This is a genomic window from Faecalibacterium sp. An77 (assembly GCF_002161315.1).
In the GTDB taxonomy this organism is placed as follows: Bacteria; Bacillota; Clostridia; order Oscillospirales; family Ruminococcaceae; genus Faecalibacterium.
In genome coordinates, this window is the sequence record NZ_NFHK01000024.1 from 16,336 (window position 1) to 39,390 (window position 23,055).

At 62.9% G+C, this 23,055-nt stretch carries 15 protein-coding genes and 1 pseudogene; 5 read left to right on the plus strand and 11 right to left on the minus strand.

From position 1 onward, the window contains the following. The first annotated feature begins 337 nt into the window (after positions 1-337). The 4 genes from B5G28_RS09025 to B5G28_RS09045 all read left to right on the plus strand — a co-directional run bounded on the left by B5G28_RS09025 (position 338) and on the right by B5G28_RS09045 (position 8,198). Entirely contained in the window at positions 338-2,587 is a 2,250-nt protein-coding gene (locus tag B5G28_RS09025; RefSeq protein WP_087248032.1) for a glycoside hydrolase family 3 N-terminal domain-containing protein, read from the plus strand. Between the two features lie 25 nt (positions 2,588-2,612). After that, positions 2,613-3,467: an SDR family oxidoreductase gene (locus B5G28_RS09030; RefSeq protein ID WP_087248034.1), complete on the plus strand. Its 855-nt coding sequence runs from the start codon at positions 2,613-2,615 to the stop codon at positions 3,465-3,467. Between the two features lie 248 nt (positions 3,468-3,715). Further along, positions 3,716-5,491, plus strand: coding sequence for a bacterial Ig-like domain-containing protein (locus B5G28_RS09035; protein WP_087248036.1), 1,776 nt, complete (start codon positions 3,716-3,718; stop codon positions 5,489-5,491). A gap of 475 nt (positions 5,492-5,966) precedes the next feature. Further along, positions 5,967-8,198: a glycoside hydrolase family 2 TIM barrel-domain containing protein gene (locus B5G28_RS09045; RefSeq protein ID WP_087248040.1), complete on the plus strand. Its 2,232-nt coding sequence runs from the start codon at positions 5,967-5,969 to the stop codon at positions 8,196-8,198. 166 nt (positions 8,199-8,364) lie between these two features. Here the strand turns inward: B5G28_RS09045 and B5G28_RS09050 are convergent. From B5G28_RS09050 to B5G28_RS09100, 11 genes and pseudogenes are all read right to left on the minus strand, one after another. Then, positions 8,365-9,693: pseudogene (locus B5G28_RS09050) on the minus strand (HAD-IC family P-type ATPase); the annotation flags it as partial. A gap of 269 nt (positions 9,694-9,962) precedes the next feature. Next, positions 9,963-11,231, minus strand: coding sequence for a cell envelope biogenesis protein TolA (locus tag B5G28_RS09055; RefSeq protein WP_087248044.1), 1,269 nt, complete (start codon positions 11,229-11,231; stop codon positions 9,963-9,965). Positions 11,232-11,246: 15 nt separating this feature from the next. Continuing rightward, entirely contained in the window at positions 11,247-11,438 is a 192-nt protein-coding gene (locus tag B5G28_RS09060) for a hypothetical protein (RefSeq protein ID WP_087248046.1), read from the minus strand. Between the two features lie 20 nt (positions 11,439-11,458). Beyond that, positions 11,459-13,333 carry a hypothetical protein gene (locus B5G28_RS09065; protein ID WP_087248048.1) on the minus strand — a complete coding sequence of 625 codons (1,875 nt, stop codon included), beginning with the start codon at positions 13,331-13,333 and terminating at the stop codon, positions 11,459-11,461. Positions 13,334-13,346: 13 nt separating this feature from the next. Further along, positions 13,347-13,727, minus strand: a complete 381-nt coding sequence (locus tag B5G28_RS09070) for a hypothetical protein (protein WP_087248050.1) — start codon at positions 13,725-13,727, stop codon at positions 13,347-13,349. A gap of 68 nt (positions 13,728-13,795) precedes the next feature. Further along, the gene (locus B5G28_RS09075) at positions 13,796-14,011 is read right to left on the minus strand and encodes a hypothetical protein (protein ID WP_087248052.1); all 216 of its coding nucleotides are present in this window, start codon (positions 14,009-14,011) and stop codon (positions 13,796-13,798) included. A 29-nt stretch (positions 14,012-14,040) separates the two neighbouring features. Further along, positions 14,041-15,078 (minus strand): N4-gp56 family major capsid protein, encoded by a 1,038-nt coding sequence (locus B5G28_RS09080; protein WP_087248054.1) that lies wholly within the window; start codon positions 15,076-15,078, stop codon positions 14,041-14,043. A 57-nt stretch (positions 15,079-15,135) separates the two neighbouring features. Further along, positions 15,136-16,071 carry a ribosomal-processing cysteine protease Prp gene (locus B5G28_RS09085; RefSeq protein ID WP_087248056.1) on the minus strand — a complete coding sequence of 312 codons (936 nt, stop codon included), beginning with the start codon at positions 16,069-16,071 and terminating at the stop codon, positions 15,136-15,138. Positions 16,072-16,077: 6 nt separating this feature from the next. Beyond that, entirely contained in the window at positions 16,078-17,877 is a 1,800-nt protein-coding gene (locus B5G28_RS09090) for a hypothetical protein (RefSeq protein ID WP_087248058.1), read from the minus strand. A 9-nt stretch (positions 17,878-17,886) separates the two neighbouring features. Next, positions 17,887-19,332: a phage terminase large subunit gene (locus B5G28_RS09095; RefSeq protein ID WP_164488766.1), complete on the minus strand. Its 1,446-nt coding sequence runs from the start codon at positions 19,330-19,332 to the stop codon at positions 17,887-17,889. Continuing rightward, positions 19,329-19,604, minus strand: coding sequence for a hypothetical protein (locus B5G28_RS09100; RefSeq protein WP_087248059.1), 276 nt, complete (start codon positions 19,602-19,604; stop codon positions 19,329-19,331). Before B5G28_RS09100 ends, B5G28_RS09095 begins: the two co-directional genes overlap by 4 nt. Before the next feature lie 203 nt (positions 19,605-19,807). On the opposite strand from B5G28_RS09100, the gene B5G28_RS15240 reads away from it, so the two are divergent. Then, the gene (locus tag B5G28_RS15240; protein WP_087248061.1) at positions 19,808-22,864 is read left to right on the plus strand and encodes an extracellular solute-binding protein; all 3,057 of its coding nucleotides are present in this window, start codon (positions 19,808-19,810) and stop codon (positions 22,862-22,864) included. Positions 22,865-23,055 lie beyond the last annotated feature (191 nt).

Below are 23,055 nucleotides of genomic sequence, written 5' to 3' on the forward strand. Positions count from 1 at the left end.
TCTTTTCCGCCCATCCCATGGCGCATGTTTCTACAACCGTATTTTAATTATCATATTATATCACAAAATTTTAGTATAGAAAAGAGAGCCCGGTCCCCCTTCCGGGGCCGCCGGGCCTGTGATTTTCCTCTGATATTCACGATTTCTTTGCCAAAACACCGGCAAAATCGGGCACAATGAAAAAATTCTACGGATTCGCCCAAAAATAATCCTTCCCTTTTTCTGTGTATTTATGCGATAATAAAAATACTATGGGACTCGACACCCACGGTCCGCCTGCCGGTTTCACCCGCCGGTCCACCTGCGTCTTTTCTGTTTCTGTAAGGAGGAACGCTTCATGGCAAAAAAAGCATCCGACAACCTTAAATATTACCACAATTCCAACGGCCCCACCATCGGCACGGTGTCCCGCCGCGTCATCGAGAAGGACGGCCTGACCTTTAAGGATATCGACGGCACCGGCGAGGTGACCGCCGTCAACGACTGGCGCCTGTCCCCCGCCGAGCGGGCCGCCGCCTACGTCAAGACCCTGACCGTTCAGGAGAAGATTGCCCAGCTGTTCATTTCGGACTGGCGGATGGGCGCTGAGTGCCCCGCCCCCAGCGCCGACCACAAGGTGATTCCCGATGAGTCGGGCGTCCTGGACGACGCCGAGTTCAACGGCAAGACCATTTTCGGCGAGCAGCACCTGCCCGGCACCACCACCCTGATCAAGGACTGGTTCAACCGCCACCTGATCCTCCGCGCCAACCCCACCCCCTCCTACATGGCCGACTGGCTCAACCAGCTCCACGCCGTGGCCGAGGAGTGCGACCACTTTGTCCCGGTGCAAGTGGTGTCCAACTCCCGCAATGAGAACGGCGAGGTGGTCTTTGGCATGAACGACGCCTCCGGCGTCTTTGCCACCTGGCCCGGCACCATGGGCATTGCCGCCGCCATCCGGGGCGAGGACGGCGACCTGGCCATCATCGACAAGTTTGCGGACTGCATCCGCCGTGAATGGTCGGCCTGCGGCCTGCGCAAGGGCTATATGTACATGGCCGACTGCGTCAGCGATCCCCGCTGGCAGCGCACCTTCGGCACCTTCGGCGAGGACCCCGTCCTGATCGAGAAGATCTTTGAGCGGCTGATCCCCGGCATCCAGGGCAGCCCCGACGGCGTCACCAAGGACGGCGTCTCCATGACCGTCAAGCACTTCCCCGGCGGCGGCGCCCGCGAGAACGGCTTTGACCCCCACTACGCCGCCGGCCAGTGGAACGTCTACGCCACCGAGGGCTCTCTGCAGAAATACCACATCCCCACCTTCCGCCCCGCCGTCAAGTACCACGCCGCCTCCATCATGCCCTATTACTCCAAGCCGGCTGCCGCCAAGAGCGGCCCCCAGACCGACTGCGAGGGCAATCCCCTGCGGATGGACCCCTACGGCTTCGCCTACAACAAGGTGTTCATCGACGGCATCCTGCGGGGCCAGATGGGCTTTGAGGGCTACATCAACTCGGATACCGGCATCACCCACAACATGAAGTGGGGCGTCGAGGCTCTGGACGTGCCCGAGCGGATCGGCTTTGCCGTCACCCAGTCGGGCGTGGACCTGATCAGCGGCCTGTTTGACAACGCCGACGGCCGCAAAGCCTATGAGCGCGCCACCAACGGCTACTACGACACCCACCCGGTTCCCGAGGGATTCAAGAAAGAGGATCTGGTGCTGACCGACGCCAGCCTGGACCGCGCCGTCACCCGCACCCTCACCGAGCTGTTCCAGCAGGGCATGTTCGAGAACCCCTACGCCGACCCCAAGACCGCCGCCGAGGTGGTGGCCAACGAGGCCGACTGGAACGAGGCTTCCCTGGTCCATCGTGAGAGCGTGGTCCTGCTGAAGAACCAGGACCGCACCCTGCCCCTCACCAGCGACAAGCTGTCGGGCAGCAAGATTTACGCCGAGGCCTTCGCCAAGACCGCCGAGGGCGGCGCCGCCGCCACCAAGGCCCTGCGGGAGATGCTGGCCAACTACCACCTGACCGACGACCCCGCCCAGGCCGACTACGCCATCCTGATGGTGAGCCCTTCCTCGGGCGCCTACTTCAACGCCACCCCGGGCTATCTGGAGCTGGACATCTGCGAGGACAAGGAAGTCTGCAACGTGGGCGCCGACGGCAAGCCTCTGGCCGAGACCCATCTGGAGACCACCCTGTCCGGCGCCAAGCGGATTCCCGAGATTGCTGCGGCGGTCCGTGCCCACGGCGGCAAGGTCATCGCCAACATCAACTTCCCCCTGGCCTGGATGGTGGGCAACGTGGAGCCCTACGCCGACGCCCTGACCGCCGGCTTCGACACCTACCCCTCCGCCACCATGGACGTGATTTTCGGCCGGTTTGCACCGGTGGGCCGCCTGCCCATCACCCTGCCCCGGGGCGATGAGGTCCTGGCCGTGAATGCCGACGGCATCTGCGCCAGCCCCAACGACGTGCCCGGCTACGACAAGGACCAGTACATGGCCGACGCCCTCAAGGACGAGAACGGCAAGGCCTACGCCTACCGCGACGCCGCCGGCAACTACTACGAGCTGAACTTCGGCCTGCGCTACTAAGGGCCGTCCACAGGAGGAACACAGGATGCAGAAAAACGTATTGGATACCGACCTCACCGGCAAAGTCGCCGTGGTCACCGGCGCGGGCGGCGTGCTCTGCTCGGACATGGCCAAGGTTCTGGCCCGGGCCGGGGCCAAGGTGGCCCTGCTGAACCGCACCGCCTCCAAGGCCCAGGTCTACGCCGATGAAATCACCGCCGAGGGCGGCGTTGCCAAAGCCTACCCCTGCAACGTGGTGGACGCAGCCAGCTGCCAGGCCGCCGCGGCCCAGGTGCTGGCCGACTTCGGCCCCTGCGACATCCTGGTCAACGGCGCCGGCGGCAACAACCCCAAGGCCACCACCGACAAGGAATACTATGAGGACGGCGACATCACCGCCGAGAACGTCCGCAGCTTCTTTGACCTGTCCCCCGAGGCGGTGACCGGGGTCTTTGACCTGAACTTCCTGGGCACCATCCTGCCCACCCAGGCCTTTGTGTCCCAGATGCTGGGCCGCTCTGGCTGCTGCATCCTGAACATCTCCAGCATGAACGCCCACATCCCCCTGACCAAAATCCCCGCCTACTCGGGGGCCAAGGCGGCGGTGAGCAACCTGACCGAATGGCTGGCGGTGCATTTCAGCCGCCAGGGCATCCGGGTCAACGCCATCGCCCCCGGCTTCTTCGCCGCCGGGCAGAACAAGCAGCTCCTCTACAACGAGGACGGCACCCCCACCGCCCGCACCGGCAAGATTCTTGCCGCCACCCCCATGGGCCGCTTCGGCGACAGCGCCGAGCTGGAGGGCGCGCTGCTGTTCCTGGTGAACGACAAGGCCGCCAGCTTCATCACCGGCGTCACCCTGCCGGTGGACGGCGGATTCTCGGCCTACTCCGGCGTATAAAACCCTGCGGGACCCTATTTTTCATCCCCCGCGCCTGGCTTGCCCCGGGCGCGGGGGCTTTTTTGCGCCCAAACAAAAACCGTCCGGAAAAGTGTACCTTTCCGGACGGGATGTTTGGACATCTGTCATGTAAAATTATACCAGAAAAAGATCCTGGTATCAATCCATTTAAAGGAATAAACTGCCCCCTTTGAGACGTCCGGAAAGGTACACTTTTCCGAATAGACCAATCAAAGGAGGAAACCATCATGCTTGCGAAAAAAGTCACGGCGCTGCTGGTGTCGGCGGCGCTGGTCCTCGCCCTGCTGGCGGGCTGCGGCGGCGGAAGGAATCAATCCCTTTCCCAAATGCTGCTGAACCTTCTGGACGGCCAGTACCAAAACGTATCGGTGGAGATCGACTCCGACCTGGAAGCCAAGCTCCGCCAGGCCATCAGCGAAAGCGAAACCGATGAGGAACTCCGCGCCGCACTGGAACAGCTGCTGGGGGGCGGGATCAGCTTCCAGAGGCTGGGCAGCGGCCAACAGGGGGACACCGCCTGGACCCTGATCATTTACCCCGGCACTGACCCCGACGCCGCGGCCCGGTCGGTCTATCTGGATTTGGACAAGGTCTTTGCCGCTCTGCCCGCTGACGGCCAGTATTCCTCCGGCTTTGCCATGGTGGAGACGGAAAACGGCTACGCCATCCTGGTGAAGGCTACCGTGGACAAGGCCGGCACCGAGGACAAGCCCGACCCCGTCACCCTGGAGAGCATTGCGGTGACAACACAACCCAAAACCACATACTGGGTGGGTGAATCCTTCAACCCGGCCAATATGGTCATCACCGCCACCTATTCCAACAACACCACCAAGACCTTGAAGGATATCAAGGAAAACGGCAACCAGGGCGTCAGCTGGACGCCGGACGGGGCTCTGAGTACAACTGATACCACCATCACCATCACCTATACGGAGAATGGAAAAGGGTCCGCTTCTGCTGACGTTTCCATAACCGTCCAGGCCAAACCGGTCACCCTGCAAAGCATCACCGTGACTGGACCTGATAAAATAGCATATGAGATAGACGAAACCTTTGACCGCACCGGCTTGGTGGTTACTGCCTACTATTCCAATGGCAGTAGCACAATAATAAACAACTATACCATTACAGACAAGGACGGCCAGACCGTTGGCAGTTCTTACACGTTCACCACAGCGGGCAGCTATACCCTCACGGTGACGTATACAGAAGGAGCTATCACCAAAACGGGCACCATCATCATAACCGTAAGTGAGGACAAGGGATATACCGTATCAGAGGACGGCAAGACCTACTATGTCTCCAACGAAAACGGCCTGCTGGCATGGAACGAAGCTGCGCAAAGCGACTACACGCTGAACTGCACCCTCACCGAAAACATTAACCTAACGGGCCAGGAGTGGACACCGGTAGGTAATAGCGGTCAAACATACAACGGCACTTTCGACGGGCAGGGGCATACCATCACGGGCTTGAATATCTCATCTCCAAGTGAGGCGGTAGCATTATTCCATGTCATCGGCGGTGGTGGAAAGGTCATGAACCTGCAACTGAAAGATGTCACTTACAACGGCAGTACGGCTATGGGCGGAATAGCCCATGGTAACAACGGCACTATCACCGCCTGCTCCGTAATGGGGACACTGACGAATACGACTAATAATGGTGCTGTCGGTGGTATCGCGGCAATCAATTATGGCACCATCACCGCCTGTTGGTTCAACGGTACGATAACCGGAGGAAGCAACGTAGGTGGTATAGCAGTATTCAATTTGAATGCTGGTTCTTATGATGGAAAAATCACCGCTTGCTACTGGAGCGGTGATGGAATTAGCAATGGCGTTTGGGGTGGATATGACATCACCGGAACCACGAAGGTGGACAACTCGACCGTTACTTGGCAGACCGCTGTTGGTGGCATGAACGCTGCCCTTACCGGCAACGACTATCAATGGAAACTTGGCACGGACGGCCTGCCCGTATTGCAGAGTAACCAGTAAATACCAAACAGCAAGCGTCGTAAAACAGACCTCCTTTTATTCATCCACAGCCCCCGCCCCGTTCACCCATGGCGCGGGGGCCAGTCTGTCAAAAAAGTCCCGGCCGGACGACATGTGCGTACGGCCGGGACACCTACAGGGAAATTTGCCGCAGAGAGTGTGCAAGGCCGCAAGGCCGCGTGCGCGGTTCTGCGGCAAATTTTGTCCCCAGGGGGATATTAGGGGGAAGGAATTTCTGTCACGCGTATGCGTGCAGAAATGGGTTCCCCCTAAAGCGTGTCGCTTTTTAAGCATTTTATGAACATTATCTAAATCCATCCTCCATAGCACAAAAATTATACGGAACTTTCCCAAAATATTCCTACCGTCTTTTTCCACGGGATGATATACTAAAACCAGTACAAAGGAATGCACGGCGCCGGCCCGGTCCGCCGCTGTGCCCGACTGTTTCTTGATTTGAAAGGAGCCATGACCCATGCGCACAACCACACTCCTCACCTCTGCCCGCTTCTCCAAGGGCGGCGAGCCCTTTGCCACGGTCGCACTTCCCCACACCTGGAACGCGAAGGATGGCCAGGACGGCGGCAACGACTACTGGCGCGGCGTCGGCACCTATGAGATTGCAATTCCCGACCCCACCGACGGCAAACGTCAGTTCATCGAGTTCAAGGGCGTCAACCATGTGGCCACCGTCTACTGCAACGGCCGCCTGATGGGCGAGCACAAGGGCGGTTTCTCCACCTTCCGCTTTGACCTGACCCCCGCCATGAAGCCCACCGGCAACGTGGTGCGTGTGGACGTGTCCAACGCTGTGTCGGACATCTACCCCCAGACCGCAGACTTCACCTTCTTCGGCGGCCTGTACCGCGAGGTCAGCTTTATTGAGACTTCCCCCGCCCACTTCGACCTGATGAAGGGCGGCACCAGCGCCGTGTTCGTCACCCCCATGGTCTCGGGCGCCACCCGTCTGGACCTGTTCCCGGTGGAGGCTGAGGGCTGCACCGTCAGCGTGGACCTGAAGGACGCCGACGGCGCCGTGGTGGCCTCCGGCTCGGCCCCCGCCGAGCCCCACCTGGTCATGACCCTGGCGGTCAAGGCCCCCCACCTGTGGAACGGCATGGCCGATCCCTACTGCTACACCGCCGAGGCATCCATCACCCGCGGCGAGGAAGTGCTGGACACCGTGGCCGTGGACTACGGCTACCGCTCCTTCCACGTGGACCCCAACACCGGCTTCTGGCTCAACGGCAAGAACGTGCCTCTGCACGGCGTCGCCCGCCATCAGGACCGTCTGGACAAGGGCTGGGCCATCAGCCGCGCCGACCACGAGGAGGACATCGCCCTGATTAAGGAAGTGGGCGCCAACACCGTCCGTCTGGCCCACTATCAGCACGACCAGTACTTCTACGACCTGTGCGACCACACCGGTTTCGTGGTCTGGGCCGAGATCCCCTTCATCAGCCGCTTCATCCCCGGCAAGGAGGCCCACGACAACACCATCAGCCAGATGACCGAGCTCATCAGCCAGAACTACAACCATCCCTCCATCTTCTTCTGGGGCATTTCCAACGAGATCCTCATCGGCAAGGACCGCGAGGACCTGCGCCGGAACCTGCGTGAGCTGAATGCCCTGGCCAAGCGGATGGACCCCAGCCGCATGACCACCATGGCCCAGGTTTCCATGACCCCCATGGAGAGCGAGCACAACACCATCACCGACGTGGTCAGCTACAACCACTATTTCGGCTGGTACTTCGGCGAGGCCTCCGACAACGGCCCCTGGCTGGACAAGTTCCACGCCCTGTACCCCGACCGCTGCCTGGGCGTGTCCGAGTACGGCTCGGAGGCCATCACCAAGTGGCACTCCGCCTACCCTGAGAACCACGACTACACCGAGGAGTACGCCTGCGAGTATCACCACGAGATGCTCAAGACCTTCGCCACCCGTCCCTACCTGTGGGCCACCCACCTGTGGAATATGTTCGACTTCGCCGCCGACGGCCGCGACGAGGGCGGCATCCAGGGCCGCAACAACAAGGGCCTGGTGACCTACGACCGCAAGCTCAAGAAGGACGCCTTCTATATCTACCAGGCCTACTGGACCACCGAGCCCATGATGCACGTCTGCGGCGAGCGGTTTGTGGACCGCGCCCCCGGCGAGCGGAACGTCACCGTCTACACCAACTGCCCCAACGTCACCCTGGTGGTGAACGGCGTGGAGGTTGCCACCCTGCCCGCTGAGGATCACGCCGCCGTGTTCAAGGATGTGGCCCTGAACGACGGCCCCAACACCGTCACCGCCAAGTGCGGCGACGTCACCGCCAACACCATCACCCTGAACGGTGTGGCCGAGCACAACTACGCCTACGACCTGCCCGAGGGCAACGACGCCGCCAACTGGTTTGACGACCCCGCCGCCCGCGCTGCCCGCAAGCCTCTGGATTACCCCGAGGGCTTCTACTCCATCAAGGACCGGGTGGTGGATCTGCTGGCCAACAGCGAGACCGCTGCCGTCATCCATGACGCCATGCAGGTCTTTGCCAAGAGCAGCATGATGAGCATGATGGGCAACGACAAGGAGGACGATCAGGGCGGCATCATGGGCACCATGCGCCTGAGCGACATGATGAAGATGGCCAGCAAGTCCTTCTCCTCCGACGTCAAGCGCCAGATCAACGAGGCTCTGACCAAGATCAAGAAGAACTGATTTCCTTTCCTACCTCAATTTTCCTCTCCATTTCATTTTTCCTTTCTTTTCCAATCCTTACGGGAGCGGGCGTACTCTGGCGGGTACGCCCGCTTTCCATTTCCGCCGCAAAACAAAAAGCAATAGCCGAACGCATCCTTTCTGCGCGCCGGCTATTGCTTTTCTTTTCTTCCACAGCGCCCTTGGTCACCATCTGGGTTTTGCCGGTTTTGTCCTGCACGACGGTAGTCAGGCGCCGCCGGGCAAAGTCAAAGGGAATCTCGTCCACCTTGGTGTAGTTCTCGGACAGGTCCACCAGCCGGGGATCTTCCGCCTCCGCCTCCTCGGTCTTGCGGATGATGGCCAGATCCATCAGGTTTTTGTACCCGGTCTGAAAGTAGCTGTTGAGGTAGGCGTGGCGCAGGACCCGGGTATCGTCCTGGCCGTTGACGTTCAGATGGTATTCCAGCACCACCTGATCCTGGGTCAGGGTGCCGGTCTTGTCGGTGCACAGGATGTCCATGGCGCCAAAGTTCTGGATCGAGTTCAGGTTCTTGACGATGGTCTGCTTTTTGCTCATGGACACCGCGCCCTTGGCCAGGCAGGTGGTCACAATCATGGGCAGCATTTCCGGGGTCAGGCCCACCGCCACCGACAGGGCAAACAGAAAAGCCGAAATCCAGTCCCCTTTGGTCAGCCCGCAGGCCACGAACACCACCGGAATCAAAACCGCCATAAAGCGGATCAGCACCCACGCGATGGAATTGGCTCCCTGGTCAAAGCCGTTTTTCCGGTGGGATTCCGCGGTGGAGAAGCCGCCGTACACGGTATCCTCCCCCACCGCCAGCACAATGCCCTCCCCGGTGCCGCCGGTGACCGACGATCCCATGAACACCAGGTTGCTGCAGTCGGCATAGGACCGGGCCTGTCCCCGGGGCAGAACGCCGGCGCTTTTTTCCACAATGGCGCTCTCCCCCGTCAGGACCGACTGGGACACAAACAGATCCTTGGCCGCGGTCAGCCGGATATCCGCCGGGACCCGGTCCCCGGCCAGCAGGCGCACCTGATCCCCCACCACCAGCTCCGTTGAGGAGAGCTTCACCCATTGGCCGTCCCGGAGCACCAGCACGGTGGAGGAAACCATCTGGGTCAGATGGTCGGCGATGCGCTTGGCCCGGAGTTCCTGTACAAAGCGGACCACGCCGCTGGTCAGCAGCATCCCCAAAATAATCACCGGCGTGGTGACGTTGCGGCTGAAATTGGACACCAGCACCACGTCGGTCAAAAAGGAGATCACCGCCAGCACAAACAGAATCACCGTGAAGGGATTCACAAAAGCCCGCCGCAGCCGGTAGAAAACCGTGTCGGCGGTGCGCCCCGACAAAATATTTTCTCCGTACCGGGCGCGACTTTTTTCCACCTGTTCCTCATTGTAGCCCTGCTCGGAAATATGAAACGTCCTGTACAGAGCGCCGATGTCCGCCTGTGCGTCATCCAGCACACGCCGATGGACCATGGAAAGCTTTTTCATCTGTCTCACCTCAATCGGTTTGGTTCGGTCCTGTGTACCGTGTATTATAATATAAAATCCGCGCCGATACTTCGGGGGAAATCTTGCTTTTTTCTTACTTTGCCCGCCGCGGGGACTGTCTGCGTTTTTTCCCTCGTCCATGGCGGAAATGCAGAAAACCGGCGTGCCGTTTCTCTGCGAAACAACACGCCGGTCTCTTTTGACGCTTCTGTCCGCCTCTCGCCCCCTAGGGGGCGCGAAAGGCCCGCCGGGAATTAACGCTCTTCCCGCATGGCGTCAAACATATCCTTGATTTCGTCGATGCTGTACCCCTGGGACCGCATCTGCCGGGCAAAGGTCAGGTAATCCATGCCGCCCGCGGTGCCCGAAGCGGAGGACCCGCCGCTGGAGCCCGAACTGCTCTTGCTGCCCGAGCCGGAACTGCCCGAGCTGCCCGAACCCGATGCCTTGGAGGCCGCCCGCATGCTGGCGGCGGCCGCTTCCTGCTGGGCCTGGGTGCGCTTGAGCTCCCATTCGCCCTGGGCGATGGCCAGCTTCTGGCTGGTGACGTCGTTGTCAAACTGCTGCTGGGTCAGGGCATCCTGATACTTCTGGGCGGCGATCTGGTCCTCATAGGACTGCTGGGCCAGACTGTCCTGACGGAGCTGTTCCTGCATCTGCTGGTTCCATGCCGCGTCGGCCCGGTCGGCCTCGTAGTCCCGGCTGTCGGCGTACATGCTGTAGCCCGCCTGGGCCAGATTGCTGAACAGGGAACCCAGGCCGGTGGTGCCGCTGATGGCCAGCTGGGCCACGTTGCCCAGCAGACCCAGCACGCTCATGACGTTGTTGAAGGTCTGCTGGCGGCGGCTGGCCTCCGCCTCTTCCTCCTGGGTGTAGTAGCCGTACAGGTCGTTCAGGTTGGCCAGGTAGTTGGTGTACTGGGCGTAGTCCTGGGCATAGGCGCTCTCGTAGGCGTCCTGTTTCTGTTCCAGCTGGGTGTAATAGTCGTCCAGCTGACGGTAGTACAGATCCTGGGCGTTCTGCTCCTGGGTGTTCAGGGCGCTGATCTGGTTCATCAGCATATCCCCTTCGCTGGTGTAGCTGTCCAGGGCCAGATTGTACAGGGTGGGAATCACGCTGTTCAGCCCGTTCATCTGCTGCTGATAGGCCTGCTGGGCCGCGCTGGTGGCGTAGCTGGAACCATAGCCGCCGGTCAGGGAGGCGGCCTGGGCGGCTGCGTCGGTGCTGGCGTTGTGGGCGTTCTGGCGGTAGGTCTGGGCGTACTGCCGGTACAGCGGGTCGGAGGCGTAGTTATAAGAGAAACTCTCCTGGGACATGGCCTTGTCCAGCAGACTGTTGATCTGGTCCTGGTACTGGCTCTGGTAGGCGCCGGGCCGGCTGGCCTGCCACTGTTCCAGGGCGCTGGCCGCGTTGTTCACCGCCTCCCCCGGCTTGTACTGGGCCGAGGCCAGCGCCTGCTGCACGTCGCTTTTGCTGTTGAGGCCCTGGGTGCTGTAGGGGTCATTTTTGCGATTGGTTGCCATCTGGCTCCCCCTTTCTCACTGCCCGTTCCCCTGGAGCTGGCTTCGCAGCCCCTCCGAGAGGTTGTCGGTGTCGATATTGGTCAAAACATACTGTAACTGTTCCTGCATCTGATAGAGGTAGTTGCGGATCACCCGCGCATCCTCCGGGTTCATGCTGTCGCTCAGCCGGGGCAGGCCCAGCTTGCTCAGCCCTGCAATGCTTGCCATAGGCTAAAAGCTCCTTTCGTTTACAGTCCGCCCCGGGCGGCAGCCATGGTGCGGCTGACGCTGCGCAGGGTCAGCTGTCCGGTGCCGGTCAGCTGAAGGCGGAGGGTGTCGTGGCGGCGGGGAACAAGGGGGATGCACAGCTTTTCCTTTTCATCCCGGGTGCGGGCGGCGGCCAGCTTTTCCCAGGGTCCGCCGTCGCAGCTGGCCCACACTTCCAGCCAGGTCCCCGGCTGGGCGTCCAGCCGCAGGGTCAGCCGGGAGAGGTACTTGTCCTCGCTGTCGTCCAGGCCGATGTCCCCCGTCACCATCTGGAAGGGGATGCCGGTTTCCGCCTGGCCCTCCCCTTCAGCGGTCATGACGGCGTCCTCGTCCCGGGCCGGGCCCGCCGCCCAGAGGGCCGCGCCGTCCCAGAGATAGAGCTGCCGCCCGCTGGACATCATGTCCAGGGTGCCGGACGCTCCGGGGTCCTCCTGATGCCACAGGCCCCGCTCGGTGTCGTACACCAGCAGCCGGCCTCCCTGGTCGGTGCCCAGCCAGAGGTAATACCGCCCGTCCAGCCATCCGCCGGCGGCCTGCCGGACGGCGGCCAGACCCTCCGGGTCCAGCACGCCGGATACCTTCACCGGCAGACTGCCGTCCCAGGCCATCACCCCCTCGGGGGAGAGATAGTACAGGGTTTCGTTGATGACGCAGAGGCTCCCGGCGGCGTTCTTGGCCACGCCGCGGCACCGCAGGGAACTGAGCTGAAAGTCAGATGGCTTGGTGCCGCAGAGCTTGTGGAGGGTGTTCTCCTTGAAAAACAGCACATACCCCATGCAGGTGGCCGCGCCGGTAAAATGTCCGTCGCTGCCCACCGTCACCGCATAGCTGTCGGCGGCGGTGTTCCGGTAGGAGAACCAGTTGGTGGGGTCTCCCAGCTTGCAGGAGTAGATCACATTTTCCCCGCTGGAACAGCCCCAGACCCGGTTGTCGCACTCGGTCAGATAGTCCATGTCGGGCACCCGGCGGGTACACTGGATGGGGTTTTCCACCGTATAGGACAGGGTGTTTTTGCCGTCCAGGCTGGTCCATGTGGCCTCTTTGCCGGTCTGCAGCACCCGCCCGTAGAAGTGTTCGCCTCCCGGCGTCACCTGGACCATCAGCCAGTCGTCGCTGACGTCGTAGAGGATTTTCTCCCCGTCCAGATCGTCGCACACCCCGGCGGCCGAGGCGGCGGTGCCCTCCACCGTGACGGTGTCCCACACCGCAAAGTTTTTCCCGATCCCCTCGGCGTTGATCCGGCAGTAATCCAGGGTCACCGAAGTCCACCGCTCCAGCGAGCTGCTGTAGACTTCCAACACCCCGTCGGCGTTCCAGGGGCTGGACTGGCTCACCACTTTCAGGAATACCTCCCCGTCCTCGGGGCTTTCGGGCTCGGCCAGCCCCCAGCTCTGGACGGTGTAGGTGTTGCCCTCGGCGTCGCAGGGGGTCATCTCGATGGAGGCGCCCCCGCCGCCCCAGGAAGCCCCCAGGGGCTTGAGGGTGCCGTCGGCGGTGTCAAAGGTTTTCTTGTCGGGGAAAATCAGCACCTGGGTGCCGATGCCCACCAGAATCTTTTTCCCCTCCTCCAGCACGCCGCTGAGGGTCACCGGCTCGTCCCCGCTGTCGGGGGTGTAGGTCAGCCCGCCCTTGCGGATGAGGAGAAAACCGTTCAGATGGTACATCCCGTCCACGCTGTCCAGCTCCCGCAGCCGGCGGCGGGGGGTCCGTGTGGACAGGGCCGGGAAATCCCGGCTGGAAAAATTCTTCCCCGCCGCATACTCCGCCTCGGTGCAGCCGAAGGTCTCGTTCAGACCCCCGAACACCCGCATCTGCTGGCGGCTGTTTTTGAGGGAGGGCAGTTCAGGCAGATACATACCGCTCCCCCCTTTACCATCGCACCGAACGGGGCGCAGGCCGGAAACTGCGCCGCAGCCAGACCGCAAACTCGCTCAGCACCGCATTGCAGCGGGACATCTCGCCGCTGTAGCGGTCGTTTTCCCCCAGGGCTGCGTCCACCATGGCGGACAGATAGTGGGGGTACATCCCGTCAAAGGGGAACGGAACCAGCAGTTCCGCGCCGTCCGCCAGCCCGTCGGTCCAGAGCAGGTCTGCCCCCGCCCCGTCGAATCCGTCTGCGCCGGCGGGTTCCAAAAGCCGGGTGCGGATTTCCCCGTCCTCCCTGCGCAGCCATTCCTTCATGGTTTCTTCGCCGATCTCACAGCCCGGGCGCAGCGCCCTGGCCTGATTGATGGCCTCGCCTGCCGTCATCTGCAAGCCTCCTTTCTTTGAAAAAGAGCCCGGCACACCGGTCTGTGGCTGTGCCGGGCTGATTCAGTTTACTTTCCTGCCGCGTCCTCGGCCGCCGCAATGCGGGCGGCGGTCAGATCGTCCTGGCGCTGGCTGTGTTCCAGCACCTCGGCCACCGCCCGGGGCACCTCCACATCCACGCCCCGGCGAATCTTGTAGTTGACGCCGTTGACGCTGACGAACAGGTCGCCCTTGTAGCGGCCGTTGTCCTTAAACAGGCGGATGCGGACCTTGTCCTCTGCCATAGGTCATTTCTCCTTTCTGCCGTTCTGGCTCAGTTGGCGGCTGCCGAAGCCGAATAGCTGGACAGGCTCTCGATACGGACCATGTACTGTTCCACCAGACGCTCGGCGGCGCGCATGCCCTTCCAGCCCACCGAAGCGCGCTGGTTCAGGGGGTCGTCGCCATAGCCCAGCTGCTTGACGATGTGCTCCAGGCCGCCGCCCTCCAGCTCGGTGACGCCGTAGGCGTGGGCGCCCAGCACCAGGGTGCCGAACACGGCGTAATGGTCGCCGCCGTTGGCGGGGCAGGTCTCGTCCTTCCAGATCTTGGCCTCGCTGGTCTCGATGAAGCGGATGTTGCCCAGCTTGCCGATCTCGCCGCGGTACATGGCCTCGGGGTCAGCGTACTTGTGGACCTCGATCCACTCCTTGCTGGTCTTGAGGTCGTAGGCGGCGTAGGGGTGGATGATGGCCACATAGCTGTCGCCCAGGGTGTCGGCGTTCATGGCGCCCAGCTGGGCGGCTGCCTGGAAGAACAGCTTGGGGGTCAGCTTGCAGTCCAGGGTCAGGGCGGAACGGCTGCTGACGGGGGTCTCGGTGCCGTCCTCGGCCACCTTGGGTGCATAGATGACGTTGGTGCCGCCGGCCAGAACGTCACGGGTCAGGGTGTCCAGGGTGCGGCCCGCCTGGCTGGCCAGAATGCGGGTGGCCTGCACCACGTTGTTGTCGATGGCGGTCATCTGCAGCACGTCGGTCAGGGGGGTCCAGCCGCCGTACTGGTGCAGATCGCTCTTGATGGTGGAGACGGTCAGGCTCTGGCCGTCGGGGGTGACGCCCTCGGTCAGAGGGGTAGTAGCCTTGGGCAGGCTGTCGTACTTGCGGAACTCGATGGTCTTGCCGCCGCCCACCGGCATGGGGTAGTAGTCGGCGAACTGGTCGTGGACCAGCCGGGGCTCGGCCTGGTCGATCAGACGCTTCTCATAGAAGGTCTTCATCTCGGCGGTCATGCCCGAGGCGGAGGTGGTGTTCTGCAGCTGGCTGGATGCGTCGGCAAAGAACTGCAGGTCAAAGCGGATTTCGTTCTGATTCATAAAGTCGTCCTTTCTTTATCGTGCCATGCCGGCCGAAGCCGGCGCGTATCCTGAAACTTACAGCCGGATCTTGGCCCCGTGGAGAGCTTCCCGCTCGATGGCCTCCCGCTGGGCCCGGCTCATCCGGCTCACGTCGGGGGCGGTGGTGACGGCGGCCTTGCTGTGGATGCCGTTTTCAGCGGGACGTGCGCCCCGCTCCTGGACCCGGTTCACCACCCCCTGTTCCACGGTGCGGGCGGTGCCGGCCATCAGCTGGTCATAAAAGGCCGCATGGTAGGCCTCCTGCATCCGCATCCCGGGCATCCGCATCATCCGGCGCATGGCGGGGCTTTTCAGCGCCTCCCGGAACGAGAACTTGGGGTCGCCCCGGCGCAGCTCGGCCTCCTCCCGGGCCCACTGGCGGTGAAGCGCCCGGATGAACCGGCCCACCTCGCCAATGCCCATCATGGGCTCCCGGCGGGGCTGTTCCCGGGGCCGCAGGGGGGCTGCGTCCTTGGGCTGGGCCGGGGGTTCCTGGGTTTCCTCCGCCTTTTTGCGGCGGCCCATGGTCCCCTCCGCCATGGCCTGGCGCTGCTGCTCCCGGCTGAGGGCGGGACCCTTTTTGTCCTTTTTGGCAAAGAGCTGCAGGTCGATCATCCCCTCCTCGCCCCGGCTGCTGGTGTCGGCAAACCGCAGGTTGTCGGGGTACCGCTCGGCCAGCAGGGCAAAGCCCGCCTTGGCCAGGTCAAACCCGCCGGCCATCCGCTGATTTTCCCGGGCGTCGGGGCCGGGCTGGGCGGTAATCACCACCCGGGGCCCCTCGGGGCCGTCGGACGCGGTACAGGCGGCCTGCTCGGCCTCCGCCGTCATCCAGACCAGGGCCTGCGTCAGAATGCTGGCCCCGGCGCAGACAATGTCCTGGCCTGCGGGGGCGTAGCCGGCGTGCCCCTTGACCTCCAGCCGCCGGGTCACCCCGGCGGGGCCGTCCAGCTCGCTGTAAATTGCTTGGATCATCCGTTGTTACCTCCTTGTGTTGGTGTTCATGGCCCGGGCTGCGGCGGCTGTGGGGCTGGGGCTCTGGGCCGCCTTGACCGTCCGGGCGCCGGCTGCCTTCTGCCGTCCGGCCGACCGGACCATTCCGGCGGCCTGAGTCAGCCGGGCCAGCTGCTGCTGGGCCATCTGCAGCTGACGGGCCATGGTGCCGTTCTGCCGCACCCGCTGGCGGACTTTTTCGATTCCTTCAAAGTCCATCATTTCCAGGGCGGCCAGAGCGGCGTCGGCGTTGGCCGGGTTGAAGAAGCCCAGCTGGTAGCATTCTTTGGCGGTCTCGTTCTGGGTCAGGCGGCTGAAGGTGGACTTTTTGGCCGCCGAGATGGTGATGTCAAACACCGGCTCCCGGCTGCCCAGCTCCACGCCGCCCACGCTGGCGGCCGGCACGGCCCGCAGCGCTGCGCCGCTGAACGGGACAAAGACGTTCTGTCCCTTCTCCCCCGTAATGCGAAAGACCCGTTCCTCGTCGTAGAACTGCCGCATCAGGTCGATGACCAGATAGCACTCCTTGGCAAACGCCCGGTACGCGCTCTTGAGCATATCCCGGGACAGTTTGCTGCCGGCCTCCTGCAGGGCTGCAATGGCCGAAGCCGCCGTCACGCCGCCCGAGGTGCCGCCCTGGCTGATGTCCCGGTTGCCGCTGATTTCCTTCAGTTCGTCCACCCGGCTGTTGCGGTAGGTGATGGAGCTGGACTGCAGCCCTGCGGTCTGAAGCTGATGAAAGGTGTCGTCGTTGAGCCGGCCGGTCACATGGATGATGTCCCGGCCAAAGTCGGCCAGCTCTTCTTCGTTGACCCCGGCGGAATCGCTGAGGACATACCGCTGTTTGGACGCCAGCAGGACGTTTTCGTCCATGGCCTGGTTCATCTTGTCGATGGAATTCTGGCAGTCCTTCATGATGTCGATGTACCCGAATCCCGCCGGGCTGTCCTCCTCCTGAAACAGCACGTCAAAGACAAAGGGGTACTTGCCGTGGTCGTAGAAGCCTTTTTCGGCCAGACGGGGGTCGTTTTCGCTGGCATAGAGAACGATCCCGTTGCAGAACTTGCAGTAGTGGACCAGTTCCTTGCCGCCGGGGCCCGGCTTTTTGTAGTACCAGTCCACCACCACGCTCTTGTCGGTGGTGTCGATGCTGTCGTCGTGGATGTACCGGGCCGCATCGATGGTGCCGCCGGTGCGGCCCCGCAGCTGGGGCCAGCGGGCGGCCAGCTGGTCCGAGTCCTCCAGGCTCAGGCTGAAAAAGTGGGGGCTGTCCTGGATGTCCATAATGCCCGGCTCCCAGTAGAGCATCAGCAGGTTCATGGACCGGATGGCGATTTCGCCCATGCCGCCCCGGGCGGTGGGGTCCCAGAAGATGCCCTTGACGCCGGTGCCCTGCTTGAGCTTGCGCCACCAGCTGTCCGAATAGACCTGTTCGTAGTCGGCCTGTTCCAGCACCACCGGCAGAATGCTGGACAGCATCCGGGCGGTGTTTTCATCGTCGGCGGCCCGGGGCAGGACGTTGGGCTCGGGGTAGTTGTCCATGGCGTCGGCGTGCTTGCTGGCGATGGAGTTGAACAGCCACCCGCTGGAGGGCTGGGGCTTGCCCTCCATCATCCGGTTTTTGTACTGCTTCCAGTGGGCCATCCGGAACCACAGCTCGTTGTCGATGAGACGCCGGTCCAGCGCCGCCTTGCCGGCCTTGTACTTGTGCAGAATGCGCTCTGCCTCGGCGGCCTGTTCCGGCCCGATGGGCGGTGCGGCCTGGATCTGAATTTCCTGTTCGTGCATGGTTTCACCTCATATTCTGTAGAATGCTGTTTTCTTGCGGGGCCGCAGGTCCAGCGGGTCGTCGGGCGGAGGCGCCGGCGCAGGCCGCACCGGCGGGCTGATGGGGTTTTCCATCAGGACGTACCGGCACTCGTCGTAGATGTGGTCCTCCTGACGGGAATCCACATCCTCCACGTTGCTCTCGTCGTACACCAGGGAGGGGATGGTGCGGATAAAGTGCTTGCAGGTGCTGAACACCTGGAACATGGGCCGCCCCTCCCCGTCGAAGGCCAGACGGTAGTGCATCTGCATCTTGCCGGCCAGACGGGTGTTGTCCGCCCCCGACCAGTGGATGCAGGCGGGGGGCCGCTCCATCATGGCGGCAATGCTCTCCCCCCGGCTCTCGTCGAAGATGGCCGGGTCGGCCACTCCGCGGATCACCCGTCCCCGGAGAACCGGGTCGTTCTGTTCCGCCTCCCGGATGCGCCGGGCCTGTTCCACCGGGTCCAGCCGCAGCCCCTCGTTGGGGCGGCCGGTGCAGCCGTACAGCTCCTTGATCCGGTAGATCCGGCCGTCCTCGTCCACCGCGTACCACCCCACCGAGAAGGGCCGCGAATACCCGAAGTCGTATCCCCGCCAGATCCGCCAGTGTTTGGGGATCTCGAAGGGTTCCACCACATGGGTCCATCGCTGGTCCCGGTAGTGTTCGGGGTCGTTGCGCCACTCGGTGAACACCTGGCCCGAAAAGCTGTCCCAGCTGCCGTAGAGCAGCGCCTGCTTTTCGGCCTCCGGCAGGGCGGCCAGACTGGCCAGATACCCCGGGTCGTTGGCCAGCAGGGCGGGGTTGTCAAAGACGCTGGAAGGGATGAACACCCTGGCCCGGGTGAAGGTCCGGGTGGTGCCGTCGGGCATCCGCACCTGGTAGTCCTCCAGAATGGGGGTGCCGGCGGGGGCGGGGGTGATGAACCGCTCCTTGACCCAGCCGTGGCCCACCCCGCCGGGGTTGGTGGTGGCCCGCATATACACCCGGGTGCCGGGCCCGGTGGGACGGTTTCGGCTCATCATGTAGCTGTACTCCTCCCATTCAAAGTGGGTCAGCTCGTCAAAGCCGATGAAGTCGAAGGCCTTGCCCTGGTAGTTGGTGCGGTCCTTGGTGTACTGCATGGACCCGAAGTAGATCTTGGCCCCGCTGGGGAAAATCCAGACGTGGGCGGTGGCATTGTACTGGGCGTCGGGAAAAGCCCGCCGGTAGTAGTTCATGCTCTTGTCCACCAGGTCGCTCAGCTGGGGGAAGGTCTTGCGCAAAATCAGGGCCCGGTAGTGGGGGATGTCCACCTGCCGCAGCGCCTCGATCACCAGCGCGTCGCTCTTACCCCCGCCGGCCGCGCCCCCATAGAGGGCTTCCGGCTCGCTGCGCTCCATGAACGCCCGCTGCCGGGGCTGGGGCTGCCAGATAATGGGGGCCTGCCGGTTCATGTTGATTCCTCCTTTCCCGGCTCCACCGGCGGCAGCAGCACCACGCCGCACTCCGGCCCGCCGCTCTCGCCGCCCTGCTCGCTCAGGCTTCTGGCCACGGCCGCCAGGTCCTTGAGCACCGCTGTGATTTCCTTGAGGGCCTTCATGTCCCCCGGCCCGCCCTCCTGACGCCGCCGCTGGTCCAAAGCCCTTGCCTCCTGCACCAGCAGGCCGCTCAGCAAATCGGTGGTCCGCTGCAAGTCTGACAGGCTGCCGTTCTTTTTTCTCGCCATCGTTTCGCTCCTTTCTGCCGTTTCCCGGCCGCCTGACAACATCCTACCACCGTTTTTGCGTTTCCCCCAGTGTGTCCTTTTGGCTCCCTTTTTCGCTTGCAAAAGCCGCAAAAAAATGCCCCCAAAGGGCCCCTTGTGAAAAAGTTTGCAAACCCTTATAATAGATCTGCAAAACAACTTCCAGAGCCTTTGGGGGAGATTTTATGGCGCGCACAAAAAAGCAGTCGGTGCTCAAACAGCTTTATTTCCGCAGCTTCATCATTCTGGTGGTGATTCCTCTTCTGGTGGTGTTCATCGGAGCTTTCAGCATTGTCAGCTACCTGATCCGGGCCGCCTCCATCGAGACCATCGACGCCTTCCAGGAGAGCGTTGCCTCGGTCCTTCAGACCGACGTGCGGACAGCCTCTTTGCAGCTGTCCCACTTTGTGTACGTCAACGACGGGGAGTTCCCCGCCATGGCCGCCCAGGTGTACGACTCGGCCGGGACGGTGCAGTATTACACCACCAGCCAGCAGCTGGAACGGGCCTTTCACACCGCCATGACCCCGTCGGAGGACATTCTGGGCGGAATGTTCTATATGCGGGACGGCGGCAGCATCTACATGAACAAAGAGATCATGCTCACCTCCAGCGAGGTCCGCGCCGCCTCCTGGTATACGGCGGCCCAGGCCTCTCCCAATCAGGTGCGCATCGGCGGCTACGACACCAGCCGGGTCCGGCTGACCTATCCCGGCCAGAAGAACAACGTCTTTGTCCTGGTCACCGCCATGGCCCTGGACCGCTCGGTGGACAAAAGCAATCCGATTGACCTGATGGCCTTTTTCACCGCCACCCAGGCCGGCGACGTCATCCGCCGGGCCCGGGGCCGCAGCGAGCTGGGCTCCACCGTTCTGCTGGACGAGACGGGCCAGGTCCTTTACGGCGACTTCGGCAGCGACGCCCTGCGGGACTTCTTCTCTCAGCACGCCGGGGAGTTCACCCCCGGCAGCAAGAGCCTGCGGGCGCCCCTGCGCCCCGACGGCAGCACCGCCGGATTTTTGTTCCGCACCCGCTCCATCCCCGACACCGGGTGGACGGTGGTCACCTTTGTGGAGGAACGGCTGCTGACCCAGGGTTTCCAGATGGTGGGCGGACTGCTGCTCCTGGTGGTGGCCCTGCTGCTGGGTCTGTTCTGTGTGTTCTCCCTGTACTTCCTCAACGCCATTGTGGTGCCGGTCCAGACGGTGGTCCAGGGGATGCGCCAGCTGGAAAACAATAATCTGGATGTCCAGGTCCAGCCCAGCGGCCACCAGGAAATCCGGGATCTGATGGACTCCTTCAACCAGATGGTCCTGAGCCTGAAAAACATGCTGGCCATCAATGCCGAGGCCCAGCGCCGCAAGCATACCGCCGAGATGCAGGCCCTACAGAGCCAGATCAACCCCCATTTCGTGGTCAACAGCCTCAACTCCATCCGGTTCATGGCCCAGGTGGCGGGCTACGACGGCATCCGGGATATGGCGGCGGCCTTTTCGGTCCAGAACTTTCCCCAGGTGGCCCAGCGGTATGGCGGGGAGGTGCGGGAGCGGATGCAGCGCCCCATGCTGGAGCTGGTGCGCCAGATTCCCCGCCTCAGCAATCACGGGGTCATCCGGGCTATTGATCCCTCCTACTATGAGCTGTACTATCGGGTCAGCGATCCCCTGCGGGTTCAGAGCACGGTGGACCTGGCCGTCCGCCAGATCCAGCACGTCTGGAAAGACATGATGAACCTGGAGGTGGCGGTGGGGGTCAGCGAGATGATCCCCCACACCGAGGCGGTCCAGGCGGCCCGGCAGTGCGCCGGGCTCTGTGCCCTGGCCCAGCTGCGGGGCCCCGGCTCCATCTGCACCCAGTGGCGGTATGGGGCCCTGGCCGGGCTCTGCGCCCGGGAGGCCCCCGCCTGCGCGCCCCTTCTGGACGCTCTGCGGGGCGACAATCCTCAGGAACTTCAGCGGGAGGCCGCCGCCTGGTTTGTGGGCCTGCGGGGAGAGAGCGGCGAAAGCCACACCGGCCGGTGCGCCGCCCTGCTGGCGGGGCTGAGCCATCGTCTGGCCCAGTACGGCCAGAGCCTGGGTGCCATCCTGCCCGAACAGCCCGACCTGCTGGGCGCCCTGCAGCAGATGGAATCTGCCCGGGAGCGGGAGCTCTGGCTCCATGGGATTCTCCGCCGGGTCCGCACCGCCTGCACCGCCGGCGCCAGCCAGGCCCAGCCCGACGTCATGTTCAACAAGCCCTTCACCCTGTCCCGGTTCAAGGATTACCTGCTGGACCTGTCCGACACCGAGGCCGCCAAGAACAACACCCTGGCCGCCGGCTACGCCGTGGACGGCAAGATTCTGGGCGTTCCCATGACCGCCGGCTACGAGTACGTCTATTACTGGAAGGATATGTTTGAGGAAGCCGGCGTGGAAGTTCCCACCACCTGGGGCGACTTCCAGGCCGCAGCCACCAAGCTGCAGGACCACTTCGGCGCATCCGACCCCGACTTTATGGCCATTGCCCTGGGCGCCAAGGACGAGTGGCCCGGCTATCCCTTCATGGAGTTCATGCCCGCTCTGGTGAACGGCAACGGCCAGAACTGGAACGACATGGCCAAGGTGGACGCACCCTTTGCAGAGGGCACCGACATCAACATCGCCTATCACCGGATTTATGACCTGTTCACCAGCGGCGTCTTTGGCAAGGACCCCCTGGGCCTGGGCAACGATCAGGCAACCGCCCTCTTCGCCCAGAAGAAGGCCGCCATCATCGCGCTGGGCGACTTGGGCCTGCAGAACATCGAGAACGGCGCAGAGAGCATCGATCAGCTGGGCGCCTTCTATCTGCCGGTCCGCGAGAGCGAGAGCAAACCCTTCCGCTACATCGTCCAGGGCGACAGCTTCATGGGCGTGACCACCCACTCCAAGAACCCCGAGCTGGCCCGCGCCTTCATCGAGTGGTTCTACAGCGAGGACTGGTACCCCGGCTACATCGCCTACATTTCCAGCGCCTCCTCCATGAGCAACTTCCCCAAGGACAAGGCCCCCGTTCTGGCTGAGGCCGACGCAGCCCAGCCGGATGGCAAGATGGTCATGTACGACGGCGGCGGCGACGACTTCACCGCCATTCAGAACGAGATCGCCTTCGACTACAAGAAACTGGGCGCACAGATGTTCACCGACGGGTTCGATCTGGACGCCACCCTGGCCGATCTGGACACCAAGTGGGCCGCAGCCCGCGCCAAACTGGGCATCCAGTAAAGCAACCGGTGGGGCTGCTGCAAAGCAGCCCCCTTTCTGTTGAAGGAGGCTTCCATGAATACTCTCGCCAAATGAACCGCCCCATATTGTGCGGACAGTACAAAAAAGAGGCCTGCAAGGGGTAGAACAAGCGAATCAAAGACTGGCCTGGCGAAGCGAGAGCGGAGCCAGGCCAGTCTTTGTCTGGAGCC

What these genes read in the sequence shown, in the direction of transcription:
- B5G28_RS09030 (WP_087248034.1), top strand. Translation starts at nt 2,613, where the DNA reads ATGCAGAAAAACGTATTGGATACCGACCTCACCGGCAAAGTCGCCGTG.
- B5G28_RS09060 (WP_087248046.1), bottom strand. Translation starts at nt 11,438, where the DNA reads ATGGCAAGCATTGCAGGGCTGAGCAAGCTGGGCCTGCCCCGGCTGAGC.
- B5G28_RS09075 (WP_087248052.1), bottom strand. Translation starts at nt 14,011, where the DNA reads ATGGCAGAGGACAAGGTCCGCATCCGCCTGTTTAAGGACAACGGCCGC.
- B5G28_RS09100 (WP_087248059.1), bottom strand. Translation starts at nt 19,604, where the DNA reads ATGGCGAGAAAAAAGAACGGCAGCCTGTCAGACTTGCAGCGGACCACC.
- B5G28_RS09035 (WP_087248036.1), top strand. Translation starts at nt 3,716, where the DNA reads ATGCTTGCGAAAAAAGTCACGGCGCTGCTGGTGTCGGCGGCGCTGGTC.
- B5G28_RS09085 (WP_087248056.1), bottom strand. Translation starts at nt 16,071, where the DNA reads ATGATCCAAGCAATTTACAGCGAGCTGGACGGCCCCGCCGGGGTGACC.
- B5G28_RS09090 (WP_087248058.1), bottom strand. Translation starts at nt 17,877, where the DNA reads ATGCACGAACAGGAAATTCAGATCCAGGCCGCACCGCCCATCGGGCCG.
- B5G28_RS09025 (WP_087248032.1), top strand. Translation starts at nt 338, where the DNA reads ATGGCAAAAAAAGCATCCGACAACCTTAAATATTACCACAATTCCAAC.
- B5G28_RS09055 (WP_087248044.1), bottom strand. Translation starts at nt 11,231, where the DNA reads ATGGCAACCAATCGCAAAAATGACCCCTACAGCACCCAGGGCCTCAAC.
- B5G28_RS09065 (WP_087248048.1), bottom strand. Translation starts at nt 13,333, where the DNA reads ATGTATCTGCCTGAACTGCCCTCCCTCAAAAACAGCCGCCAGCAGATG.
- B5G28_RS09070 (WP_087248050.1), bottom strand. Translation starts at nt 13,727, where the DNA reads ATGACGGCAGGCGAGGCCATCAATCAGGCCAGGGCGCTGCGCCCGGGC.
- B5G28_RS09045 (WP_087248040.1), top strand. Translation starts at nt 5,967, where the DNA reads ATGCGCACAACCACACTCCTCACCTCTGCCCGCTTCTCCAAGGGCGGC.
- B5G28_RS09080 (WP_087248054.1), bottom strand. Translation starts at nt 15,078, where the DNA reads ATGAATCAGAACGAAATCCGCTTTGACCTGCAGTTCTTTGCCGACGCA.
- B5G28_RS09095 (WP_164488766.1), bottom strand. Translation starts at nt 19,332, where the DNA reads ATGAACCGGCAGGCCCCCATTATCTGGCAGCCCCAGCCCCGGCAGCGG.
- B5G28_RS15240 (WP_087248061.1), top strand. Translation starts at nt 19,808, where the DNA reads ATGGCGCGCACAAAAAAGCAGTCGGTGCTCAAACAGCTTTATTTCCGC.